Source organism: Xanthomonas hortorum (genome assembly GCF_011305375.1).
GTDB classification, from domain to species: domain Bacteria; phylum Pseudomonadota; class Gammaproteobacteria; order Xanthomonadales; family Xanthomonadaceae; genus Xanthomonas; species Xanthomonas hortorum_E.
Map to the genome: position 1 here is coordinate 1 of NZ_VCME01000012.1, position 12,281 is coordinate 12,281.

Sequence of the window (12,281 nt, forward strand, 5' to 3'; positions counted from 1 at the left end):
TCTCGTGCAGCGCTTCTTCCATCGCCGGATCGCTCAACGCATACCACTGCTGCAGCAAATGAATCCGCAACATCGTCGCCAGTGCGTATGGCTGCCGACCTGGGCGTCCCGACACCGGATAGTGCGGTGCGATCAGACCGAGCAAGTGCTGCCACGGAACGACCTGCTCCATCTCGGCCAGGAAGATCTCCCGTCGGGTCTGCTTGCGCTTGCCCAGGCCTTCAGCGTCGCCGAACGTCAGTTGCATGGATTACTCCTCAACATGAGGCGGGTAGTGTCACGTATCTATGGTGCGTTGTTCAGAGGTTCCTTAGAGCTACAAACCGGCTCCTACACATATTTTGAAAGGCCATTGCAACGTATGACGCCAACTTGGAGCGCTACATGATCGTCAGGGATACGAGGGTTGGGCGCCCGCCTGAGCCAGACTTCCCTTGGGGTTACCTCATCGCCTTGAGCGCCAAGCACCTCTGCCGCCGCAACAGTCGCAGACCTTCCAACGAGATTTGGCAAGAGCTTGTCGGCCTAGCAACGGATTTTGCCGCCGTCCATGACGTCCAGGACTACACGCCGCCGATCTTTGCGCAGATCCCGACCGACAAGCTCGTTGCCACGTTGACGAGGCGAGCGCTCTACGACTCGATTTACACCTTTCCGCAACTACGCTCGAGCGATGTGCTGCGCATGCTTCGGCCGTTGCTGGCCGAGATTCCCTCTGACAAAGCTTACGGTCCCGGTTGGACGACAAATGACGTATTCGCCGTCATTGATCAGCTATACCGGGCCATAGGAGATTGCCGCGGTCCGGTCACTCTTGACCTTCGGCACATCGCCAAGACCGTTCCGGGCGTGGCGCCTCTGCTAGCCAAGCACATCCTGTTCGACGTGCTATCGCACCCCTCCACGGGCCCAAACTCGCAGTTCTCCCGTCCCACCGATCAGACCGTGCGCGGCGCAGATCCGCTAATCGGCCCAGGCAACAGTCTGTACCTGCGCCCATTGATCCGGCTGGATGGAAAGCGCGCCATCGTCATAGATCGCTCCGTGGCCGGCCCGGCCATGGTGGAGGCGGTGCTCAGTGCCGTGCGCGGGTACGAAGGTGCCGACACGTTCCAGGGCACGGTGATTGGCGCAGGGGCCGAGGCCCTCATTCGACTTGAGTTCGCACAGCACGGCATTGCGATTCACACCGGCGACTACGACACGCCAAAGGTTCATGGCGAGTGCGACATTGTTATCGACGAGCCTGGCAATCTGGCTTTCATTGAATCCAAGGCCAAGGCCCTCACTCGAAACGCCGCCAACGGCAATGACGTCGACGTGCTGCTCTCGCTCGCCGGCAGCGTTGTTGCGGCGATGGAGCAGTCTTTTGGGCATGAGATGCAGTTGCGAAAGCACGGCGAGCTTGAGCTTTACGATAAGGAAACTCGCAAGGTGAATCACACCTTGACGTGGACAGGCCAGACCGTCAATCGCATCGCTTTGTCCCTGTACGACTTTGGTTTTTTCCAGGACCACACTGCGATCTCAAAGCTGATGTGGCCGATGTTGAATGCTCGCTACGAAGCGATCGACCCTGCAATCCAAGACACCTTCAAGGGTCAGTTCAAAAAGTTGAACGAAAAGGTGCTGCCAAAGCTCACCGGACACCTGCAGATTTGGGAAGAGCTTGGCTTTCAGGGGAAGGACCCCTTCTCCTTCGGTAACTGGTTCCTGAGTGCCCCGCAGCTTTTTGGGTTGCTCGATGGAATCCAAGGGCCGGCCGAATTCTTCGAGCGACTCGGATTTTTAAGAAATCTGACATATCAAAGCTACAACTTCCACCACCTACTCAAGCATGCCTTATCTCTCAAGGCGGAGCGGGATGTTCGCGCCGACGCAGGAAGGCCTTGAGTAAGAGCGAGACTAGGGCGACTTGGGGAGCTTCCGCTTGGGGCCAGTAAAAGACATCGGGACGGAGCTGGATTAGATCGATTTATCGAAGGCAGGGAAGGAGTTCTTCCAAATCAACGCATGCAATCTTCATAGGGGCGCACTCGCAAGAATGATAGAGATGCATTGCGCACCTGCGCTATTTCAGGATGCGAGCTCAATCACTCGGAATAGGGCACTGAGCCAGAACGCATCACAGGATATTCCATGTTTGCAGTATTAGATCCTCGCCAGCTCGCCCGTATCGAGGCTGTGCACCGTGGCTTCTTGTATCAGCATTTATACACGGTCGGTTGCCTCCTCTTGGCTGCAGGCAGTCATGTGCGCTCGATCACTGCCGAGTTCGACGAGGATGTCGAGATTGAGTTTGAGTCAGGCGATCGGATCTACATTCAAGTCAAGACACGCTCCACGCCCCTTATTTGGAGCGACATTTCTGGTGCGCTTGCTCGCTTTGAGGAGCTGCGAAATGCGCACAGTTCAGGTCAGCGCTCTGGCGCCGCCTCGTTCGCTATCGTTGCCAATGTGCCTGCAGGTCCGGAGCTAAGTCAGCTCGTTCAAGTTCCAGGATTGCCATATGGCGCCCTGTTAGTAACTCCCGAGAGTCCAGGCGGACTGGCTTGTCTCCCGCCGGCGTGGCCATCCGTGATTGAGGCGCTAACATGGTGCGCCGAGCGGGCCACCACGCTGCCCTTACTTACGATTCCACCGGCTACGCTAACTTGGAAGCTGGCTGGATTGGTAATGCTGGCGGCGGCCGGGCAAGCGCCAGGGCACAGCTTTGAAGTAGCGAACCTGCCCGAAATTTTCGAACAGTTAATCGTTCAATTACAGCCATTTCCGGCGCCGCCTGAGACCTACCGTCCCCAGGAGAACGAACCTCTCTTCATTAGCGATGCGCGAGTTCGCATCATCAGCGGACTCTCTGGTGCTGGAAAAACCGCTTGGGCCTCTCACGTTGCTACGCACGCGACTGGCCATTGCGCCTACTTTGACGTCGGCGACATGCCAGGCCCCGCGATCGCAGCCAGCCTCGTGCGGGAGCTCGGGGCACAGTGGGCGGCGCCTGGGTCAGACGGACTTCGGAAAGCGCTGCTTCCGGGAGCAACCGGAATCGAATCGTTGAGGGCTTTGGATCAGTTCCTTGCCGAGCACGGAATTGATGGCGTGGTGATTATAGACAACGCACATCGAGTTCCGGTTGAAGACCTCCGAATGTTGACTAGGACTGCAGCGCACGTTAGTTTCGTGCTGTTAGCGCAGCCTACGCGAGATGTCAACGAACTGGAAGGGATACTTGCTGTTGAGCAGGAGCGTTTAGAGGGCTGGAGGCTCGATCAGATTGCGCAAGAGGCGCACGCTCTTGATCTGACGGCTACGGTAAGCGATCTTCGTCGACTCCTTGCTTTGACTGGAGGCCTACCTCTTTATGTCCGTACTGCAGTGCAGCTAGTTGCCTCACAGTACCAGAATGTTGTTGGAGCGCTCTGCTCAGCGCTCGAAGCCAGTGCGCACCTTGCTGAGACTACCCAAGAGCAGATTTTGGCCAGGGTCTTCGATGCTTTGCCAGAATCCACGCGCGACTGCGTATCGGTTCTGAGTCTCTGCGACGTACCCTTACATCAGAACGAAGCCGCATGTCTGGTCGGTTCGGTGCTCGATCAAAACGCCGCTACGCTCGCTGAAAGCGTACGGCAGCTTTATCCGATCGGTGTAGTTCGAATCTTCAGTGATCGGCGCCTGCAGATCCATGACGCGTTCCGGCTCTTGGGTATGCGCAGGTTCGCTGCGTTCTCAGGGGAGATGTCTGCCAAGACTTGGCGAGCATTGAAGGAGCTGCTTCTTCAATCGCTTGAAACACGCAGCGACACATCGCGATTCCGACTACTAATTCGCACTTTAGTCAAGCTTCAGGAGCTCGACACCTTGCTCGATGTCGCAACAGAGGAGTGGTTTCACGAGTTGGGAGTTGACGGAGGCATTTGGGCCGCTTTGGAAGATGCGGGACTGGATACCGCTATCGATCCAGAGCAGCGTTTCCACGCGCACGATGGACTAGCATTTGCGCGCATGAAATCAGGTGATTTTGAGCAGGTCGAGTTCCACATCAGGGCTATGGAGGCGCTTGTTGTCGAAAGCGGATTAGGAGAGCGCGAGAGAATGGTCGCCCTGCTCAAACGTATGATCTTGGAATCCGCACAAGGAAACGTCGAAGCTGTGGGTGAGTCGATCGAGAGAATAGAAGCGCTTTCACCAGTTGATCCCGAACATCTGCGAATCGTGCGCTACAACATTGCTTTAGCGCTCCAGAAGATAGGCTTTCACCACGAGGCCCGGCAGCGGGCAGAGAAGATCGTCGAGGAGTACTACGTCCAACTTGGGCTTTCTCCTGGTGATGTTCTGATGGCGAGCAACGCAGCGATTTTCGAGAAGCTTCAGTCAACTCCAAGTCTTACTGATGATCTAAAGCATCTAGCTGACTCTTTAGTTTTGCTCGCACAGGCAACAAATTCGCTTGGCAAAGATGCGGTGTTCGCTCGCATACACGCAATGAAGTTCTATGGACTTGCGACTGCAGTAAATTCTCTCATAAGCGTTGGCCAAGACCTCGTCGATGAGTTCATTGAGCGCGGCGACTATCATGGCTCCCGCGAAGTCATCGAGCAGCACGTGCTGCCTGCCATTAAGGACTTTGGCATGATGGAGCGCATGCTATCCGTTCGTGGACAGTATGCAGTCGTACTGGCTTATTGTGGGGAGTACGGTGCCGCAGAGGCAGAGGTCGCTAGGCTGGAAGCCTATGGCCGTGGCCTGTTGCCGAACCAACGCAGTGAGCTGGAAACCCAGAAAGAGTTGATATTAGGATTGCGGACTTTCGGCGCTGCGTACGTCAGACGGGCCTTGATGGGAGGTGCGGCTGTGATTGATCGAAAAGTCGGACGCAATGAGCCGTGTATATGTGGATCCGGAAGAAAATATAAGAGATGCCACGGCGCATGACATCTGAGTTGGCTGAGCCAGATGCTGCTCAAGGGCAATCAGTAGGCTCCCGCCCCCCCCCAACCATTTCAATCGCCAGTTCGGGGCTGATGCACCCAATCGAGTCTGGTGAGGTGACATCGCTTATGCCTGAGCCCAAAGCTGATAGCATTATCTGTCCCCAGTCCTTGACCTGTTTACGCGATGGGGCTTAAGCAGACAGCGGCGGGACCGGGGATTAGGTCAATTTATCGAGGGTAGGGAGGGACATCTCTCGACCCAGAGAGGTCGCTAGTTCACGGGCAAGAAGCACCGCTCATGGCCTGAATCGACTGAACTCCCTACTACAGGAGGCAACCATCAGACTCGGGCCGAAAATAATTGTGCCAATTGCCTAGTCCAAGACGAATCGGCGTTAAACGTCTTCACTTTTTGAAATCGCTTCGCGTCCGTCTTTGTCGTTGTCCAGTAACTCTTCAAGCTCGTCGAAGCTCAAGTGCCTGGACTCTCCCCGCACCTCAAGCACACGTTTGATAACCTGCGGCGTGTCCAGCTCGTTGGCCAGAATCCGCACTTTCATGGTGTAACTGCCGGGTCCTGCGGGCAAAAGGATTAGATCCTCACCCATCCGGCGGTTCTCGCCGGGGCGGACGTTGCCCAAGTGACAATTGAACACGGGATGCATCCCTTCCTCATCCACCCCAGTTGAACCATCCCTTACGCTGAGAGGCCGGAGGTGCCACTCGTGCACCGGCAGGTCGGGAACCTCCGACTCGGTCAGCATCCTATAGCTCTGGCCGGCGTCGGTGATCCAGGTGACCTCTAGCTTGACGGCGCTCAAGGGGTAGTTGGAGCGATTTGCCAACTCCAGCCGGATCCGGACGAGACGGTTCTCAGCTTGGAAGTACTCGGCGCCCTCGCGCCAGTAGTTCCGGTTCTCCAGGTTGTAGTTCGGAGCGGCCAGGTAGGCGGGCGGTTGATAGCGCTTGTAGTCGGGCAATTCCTCGAACATCAAGAATGTCCGCTGGAAATGGTCGGCCAGCGGCTGATTCTTCTCATCCAGCACGGCCAGGTCGAGCAGGGCCTCGCCCCTGGACTGATCGGCCACCCCCATGCGGTAGATCTCGCGAGGAGTGGCGATGCCTGTCGAGCTCCCGCGGCGGACATAGACCGTGTTGGCTTCCAAGTTGCCGAACCTCTTGGTGAGGTAGAACGGCCTGGGCTGCTTGGGGACGGTGATGACGGCGATGTGCTTGCCGTCGAACAACTGCTCCTCGTACCTGAAGACCAGCTTGGTCTCCAGCTTCTCATTCACGAACTGCTGGAGCCTGGAATCGTCGATGGCGCCGTCAGCAGGAAGGTCGATCACTTCCGCCGGATACGGCGGGTTCTCCCTGAAGCCCATCAGCAGGTAGGCGTTGCCGCTGCGCTGCGTGTTAGCCAGGGCCAGGATGTCCTTGAGCAGCTCGGACTTCTGCTCCGCAGTGGCTTTGGCGAACACATAGCGCTCGGCCTTGTAGTCCAGGTCAGAACCTTCTCCTCTGCTCCGCAACTCTTCCAGCAGCGCGTCGGCCAGCATCCCGCGGTCCTTTCAGTGCTCGTTAACGGTGTGTGGGGCGACGACGCGGCGTCGCTCGCATTTCTCACGCGCTCCAATGCGGCCGCAAGTGTTCGGCAAAACGCCTCTGCGCTTTTGGACAAGCTGCACTCCGCGAACATCGCGATGATCTCATCCGCAGTCGCCACATCGATCCCTTAGCTCGACGTCAAGGCAACAATACCCTAGGTGGCGCCGATGTTCTCGAACTGGGCGCCATACTTGATGAGGAAATCCTCGAGATTGTCGCTTTGGGCGACAAGCTGGCAGCGGCGCTTTGGCGCTCGACTCCGGATCGAATTTAGCACGGCGCACAGCTCCAAGGGGCTCGAAGCGGAGTATGTGTTCGTGCTCAACGTGGTCCAGGGCACGCGCGGGTTTCCGAGCCAGATCCAAGACGACCCAGCGCTGCAGCTGGCGATGCCGGCCCCGGACCCGTTCCCCTTCGCGGAGGAGCGTCGGCTGTTTTACGTAGCCATGCCCCGCGCGCGCAAACAGGTGCGCTTTTACACCTTGCTCGCGCAGCCCTCCCAGTTTCTCGTTGAACTGGCGAAGCGGGAAGTGCTCACGATCCAGCCGATTGACGGGGACGCGCTGGAACCGCGTCCCCAATGCGGCGCGGGCGTGCTGACGCTTCACGGTGGTCAGCGCGGCGCATTTTTAGGGTGCAGCCGCTTCCCGGATGCGACTTTACGCGCAAGCAAGCGTGGGGCACGCGCCAAGCCGAGCCAAAGAGAAGTCAGCCGCAGCGAATCACGGTGCCCGTGCACATCGGGGATCGCTGCCCGGTCTGCAAGAAGGGACGTATCCAGCAGAAGAACGGCCGCCACGGTCCATTCCTTGGCTGCTCGAGGTTTCGAGAAGGCTGCAAAGCCAAGGCCAACCTCCCTCGGCTGCACTGACCACGCGTGAATGGCGCCGGAGAGGCTCAAGCGCTACTGACCGCTAGTCCGATGAATGCCAGGGCGCGGTTTTTCGAGCGGACCCGCGCCGCGCAGTGCCCAGCCAGATCCTAGCGGTCCGCCACGACTCACGCGCTGACCATCCGACTTTTCATTTCGACCTGAATTCGCGCGGAAATTTGAGATTTCGGGCACAGCAACAGCGCACTTATGGATATCCATTTCATGGGTTTCCGTGCGGCCTGCGGCAGAAGTGGCGCTGATCACGCGGAGGCAGGCTGACAAGGTGATTAGGCGAGGCAGATCCTGTGCGCCGCAGCCAACGACTTGGTTGACTCGGGACGGATGCGCCAGCACTTAACTCGCGCCCCGACGGATGTCAAGCGCGTTTCGTTGACTACAATCTGGCAATGAGTATCGCAATCATCGCCCCTGAGAAATTTGAGTTCCAAGACCTGGTCTGCATTGACATCGCGCTTCGCTCCAGAAGCCTCGACAGGGTTCAGATGTTCGCGGAGCCTGTAGGTGGCGAGGACGGTCAGCTGGAGTTCGCTTGCCTTGGCGCTGCCGCAACGGTCGAAGTGCAGGTCAAGGGGAGCGAGAGCGCACTAGATCTGGCCAAGCTCGCCAGCCATCTTGCTCACTTCCCCGATCGGAAAGGGGAGAACACTCTTCTGGATCGGCTCATCGAAGACAAAGGGCGGTTTGCGCTCTTCGTTATTTCCGGCCGCTGTGTGGATGCCGTGTCGTCATTTCTGATCAAACGAATGCCGGAGGACATCCTGCAGCGGAGCGTTTCGGCGCCCAGTGCCGACGCATTCCGGAGAGATTACGCGCGCGCGCTCGGAACTCTCGCCGAGGACGACACGGCGCTCTGGCGAGCACGTCGTGCGCACCTGATCAAGACGGCCGCTGAAATTGATCAGGCCGCTCTTCGCTCAGCGCTGGGCCGGGTCTTGATCCTAGAGCAGCAAACGTCGGAGGACGTGAAAACGCGCATAGTGAACACGCTGGCGGAGTTGGGCGTGCCTACTGGATCTGCTGCGCATGCGATCGGCGAGATGAGAGAGCGAGTTCAGGGCGCTAAAGGAGATCGCATCGATGTGCTGGCCTCCATCTGTGATGTGATCGAGCGCTACGCGCCATCCACGATGCGGCCCAGTGACTATGTATCGCGTGGTTTGGAAGACCAGATGTTGGCGGATCTCTTAGCGTCGCACGTGCTCTTGCTCTCAGGATCTCCTCGGACAGGAAAGACGTTTACGGCGCGCGACTTGGCTTCAAAGCTCCAGGTGAAGGGTTATGAAGCCAAGGAATGCTTCAGCGTGCTCGAAGCTTCTCGGTTCCTTCTCGATGGTGCGAGAGCTTGGCGCGTTGCCATCCTGGACGACCCTTTCGGAGGCACGCATCCTGTTCAGAATGCCGCTCAGGAGCTCGCACAACTCAAGGACTTGGTGCCGCGAGCAAACGCTGCGAAGCTGCTCATCGTCGTGCAGGCGAAGGACCGGATCTTTGGTGTGTTCAACACGAGCTCACTCTCGGGCGCTCGATTGCACAGTCATGTCTGGGTCGATCTGGATGCACATTCTGCTGAGCTTGCGACGAAGCTATGGCAGGACCTCGGCAGTCGCGGAAAAGTGTCGGGCGCGCTCTATCAGTCAGTTCTAGATGCGATTGGCGGAAGCGAGGTAACGCTGGAACCCGGATTCCTGAGTTACTTGGCGCTCAACTCCGACCGCCTGGGTGAGACGCCAACGCTGGAGAAAGCACTGAGGCTCGCGAAGGAAGATGCATCCGATCTGGGGCGAGCGTTAGCCGCCGAGACATCAGCGAGCCTGCTTCAAGTGCTGGCGATTGGAACGGCGCCAGGAATCTCCTTGGCAATGGATGAGCTCGCGTTTTTGACGAGCCAGGGCAGGACTGACCTGCCTGGCTATGTGGAGGTCAGCGGCAAGGAATCGAACTGGAGGCTGGATGAAAGCGTGCGTGCGCCCTCCGGCTTAGCCAGCTACGCGCCTGTGCCTGAACTTGCTGAGACGCATCGCGCTTTTGTCAGGAATCTCGAGCGCAGAGGCATCGTGGAAGTCTCTCCGGGCCAACAGATCTCCTTGGTGCACCCGGTGTTTCGCGCTGCATCTGAGTCGCTTGTCGATTTTTCTTCTACCTTGGATCGACAAGACCTCCTGGCGCTGATTGAAAAGTCGCTGCTGTGTCTCTCCCCGCACACGGCGAAAGCGGCTGCCAAGAATCTCGCCTGGCTCGCTGAGCATGTGAAGGGAGACGGCTTGGAGGCGTTATTCCGCGTAGCAGAGCGAGGTCTCGGATCAATCTTCATCTCGACTCGCGACGTCTGCTTCTCATTCTTGGTCAGCCGCATGGATGAGGTGGGCGCGAAGCTCGACGACGTGCAGAGCTGGATACGCCAAGCATCGTTCGTGTCCCTCAGTGACGTGTCATGGACTTACGGTGAGGCGACACTGTCCAAGGTCGACGGTAGTGGGATGCTGAGTGTTCCTTCGTCGCTATCGTCAATCTTCGATGCGACTGACGCCGCAATGGTGCGAGCGTTCATGGAAGACGATTCTGTTCGATGCTCCGCGGAAGTTGCGTGGGAGGGAGCGAAGTTCTTCGATCAGAACCCGAAAGAGATGACGCTTGATTACATGCATCGTCTCCTTAGCTACGATGAGGCATCTATACGAGCCAGAGCGATTTCGTCATGGCTCCGCGAGCATCGGGATCATGATGATCTGGTGATCACACGAATCGCTGCGGAGCGCCATCCGCAGGTGCTGAGTGAAGCGCTTACTGCACTGCGCGACAGCTGGGCGAAAGTCTCTCAAGATCGGCTTGACCGGGTTATGTCCACGTTGGTTCCTGCTTGGTCAAATCCCTACTCATCGGCAGTCTTGATTTCGTGGTGCTTGGTTCTCGATAAGACGCATAAGTTCGAGGCATGGGGGCTGCTTGGGCGCCTCCTGCCTACTGTCCTTAAGCACCTGCCCGGCACTGTCAAGTTCAGTGACGCGCGGCTGCACGGAATTGTGTCTCGCTCTGCGCCACATTTGAGCCACGCAGACATGGTGGCGATCTGCGCGGAATGGGTTGGACTTGTGAAGCGGATCAACGGAGTTAGATCGCCAACTGCGTATGAGATGACGGTCGCCGAGCTCATCGTGGAGTTCTTGCCCCCCGGCGCGTCGCGCACGGGCTTGATCCGAGATCTCCTGGATGTGCCAGGCACGGCCGTTCCGGCTCGGGTGCTCGCGGAACTTTCTGATATGTGGCCTCAGTTATCGGTTGACGAGCAGGCAGTGATCAAGGAGCTGCTTTCAGAGCCTCGCTCGGACTCGCTTTGGCTCAGTGCTGTGCTACTCACGCGGCGTCATCTTGATTCCGGTCTGCGCGACGAACTGTTTCGCATGCGCGGATGGGACCTGGATAACAACAAGAAGCTGCGAGAGCGTCTGCCTTCGGACGTGCTTCGGGCGAGTATCGGAATGTATGCGTCAGACACCAATGAGTTCCACGTCCTCGAGCTTTCTGGACAGTCGATTGGCTACCTTGATCAGGAGCTTGAGTTGATTGCCCTGGATCCAGATGATCCATTCTTTCCGTTTGCGTGGCGACATATCTCTTACAGCGGTGATGATGATCGGGTCCTGGGGCTGCTGCAGGGTTGGCAGCCCTCGTCCTGGGAACCGGTGTTCGAGCAGATGTTCGCTGCGCTGTTGGATCGATGCGACGACATGCCGAAGGCGTGGCACTTCCTGCTAGAGCAGGCGAGTGAGCCTTCAGTTCGGTCGCAGTGGATTGAACGCATGGCAGGGGCTGCTAACTCTTACCTTGATGAGATTTCCGACGCTGCAAGATTCCTTTCTGGGGAGCACCTCACGGAGTTTCTGAATAAGCTTCCGATCGATACCACCTTGCTGATGCTGGTAAAGCGCATGCTGCAGCTCCCCAGATCTGAAGAGCTGGAGACCAAGGTTGCGGAATTTCTGAGCGGAATTTTTCGCGGACAGGGTCCGGTGATGCATGCAACGTGCATTCGCGTGCAGCGCTTGCTCATGCACTCAGGACAGTCGGAAAGTGAGCTATATCAGTTCGTCGAAGCTTACCGCACTAGACTCATTGGAGAAATGCAGCACAGGCGTGAGTATCACGACGTCGCGCTTGAAGGATGGACGTTCGGGTATCGGTGAGCGTCCGATTCGGCGGTTCCGCGAGGTCGATTGATTGAGGTCGTCCCTCATCATCCACTCGCGCCGCAGGGAGTCCCGAAGGTTGGACGATGGCGGGAAGAGGGGGTAACCATTAGCCGATCAGACTCCTCGCCGCTTGGCGTTAGGGATGCATGGGATAGGCGAACTGGTCCTTCGGGATCATCCATTCCGGTCTAGCGTCCCACAGGCCGCAAGTGATCCACGGCGTACTCCGCGTCGGTCACGGGAGCGATCGCCGCCGCTCGCTCAGGTCGGAGGCGGGGCAGAACTGCCATCAACCAGACTATCGGGACATTCGCCCCACTTTCCTTGGAAATCTAGGTTTTCAGGTCCCGAACCTGTTCAGAATAGGGGGCGTCGAGGGCCAGTGCCAGCGTCCACGCCCGTGTTGCACATGCAGGAAGCCGTGAACGTGCAGGTAGTGGTCGACGTTGTTGATCAGAATCGCGGCGGCGATGCGCAGCCACAGTTTCAATGTTGGCCTGGGGATAGGCGCCGTCTTGGCGGAGGGCGTCGATGATCTCGACGTAGGTGCTGGCGACGCTCGCCGAGCGGTGCGCCAAAGCTGGCGCCGGCGGACACCTGGCTTACCGTTAACATCGGAGTGTCAATCCGGCAAGCTGATAACACGACGCAGTTCAAGGC

Annotated in this window: 7 protein-coding genes; 4 read left to right on the forward strand and 3 right to left on the reverse strand. The window is 58.0% G+C overall.

The window, feature by feature from the left end:
* On the reverse strand, positions 1–247 hold a 247-nt coding region (locus FFY45_RS12675), incomplete at its 3' end, for a transposase (protein ID WP_176340709.1).
* Between the two features lie 137 nt (positions 248–384).
* Here FFY45_RS12675 and FFY45_RS12680 point away from each other — a divergent pair.
* The gene (locus tag FFY45_RS12680; protein ID WP_176340710.1) at positions 385–1,893 is read left to right on the forward strand and encodes a hypothetical protein; all 1,509 of its coding nucleotides are present in this window, start codon (positions 385–387) and stop codon (positions 1,891–1,893) included.
* 246 nt (positions 1,894–2,139) lie between these two features.
* Positions 2,140–4,932, forward strand: a complete 2,793-nt coding sequence (locus tag FFY45_RS21955) for an SEC-C metal-binding domain-containing protein (RefSeq protein ID WP_217902560.1) — start codon at positions 2,140–2,142, stop codon at positions 4,930–4,932.
* A 394-nt stretch (positions 4,933–5,326) separates the two neighbouring features.
* On the opposite strand, the gene FFY45_RS12690 is transcribed toward FFY45_RS21955, so the two are convergent.
* Positions 5,327–6,490 (reverse strand): AlbA family DNA-binding domain-containing protein, encoded by a 1,164-nt coding sequence (locus tag FFY45_RS12690; protein WP_176340711.1) that lies wholly within the window; start codon positions 6,488–6,490, stop codon positions 5,327–5,329.
* Positions 6,491–6,706: 216 nt separating this feature from the next.
* On the opposite strand from FFY45_RS12690, the gene FFY45_RS12695 reads away from it, so the two are divergent.
* Positions 6,707–7,420, forward strand: coding sequence for a 3'-5' exonuclease (locus FFY45_RS12695; protein WP_176340712.1), 714 nt, complete (start codon positions 6,707–6,709; stop codon positions 7,418–7,420).
* A gap of 400 nt (positions 7,421–7,820) precedes the next feature.
* Entirely contained in the window at positions 7,821–11,615 is a 3,795-nt protein-coding gene (locus tag FFY45_RS12700) for an nSTAND3 domain-containing NTPase (RefSeq protein WP_176340713.1), read from the forward strand.
* A 346-nt stretch (positions 11,616–11,961) separates the two neighbouring features.
* Here FFY45_RS12700 and FFY45_RS12705 read toward each other — a convergent pair whose 3' ends face one another.
* On the reverse strand, positions 11,962–12,111 hold the full coding sequence (locus tag FFY45_RS12705) for a hypothetical protein (RefSeq protein ID WP_176340714.1): 150 nt from the start codon (positions 12,109–12,111) through the stop codon (positions 11,962–11,964).
* Between the last annotated feature and the right edge of the window lie 170 nt (positions 12,112–12,281).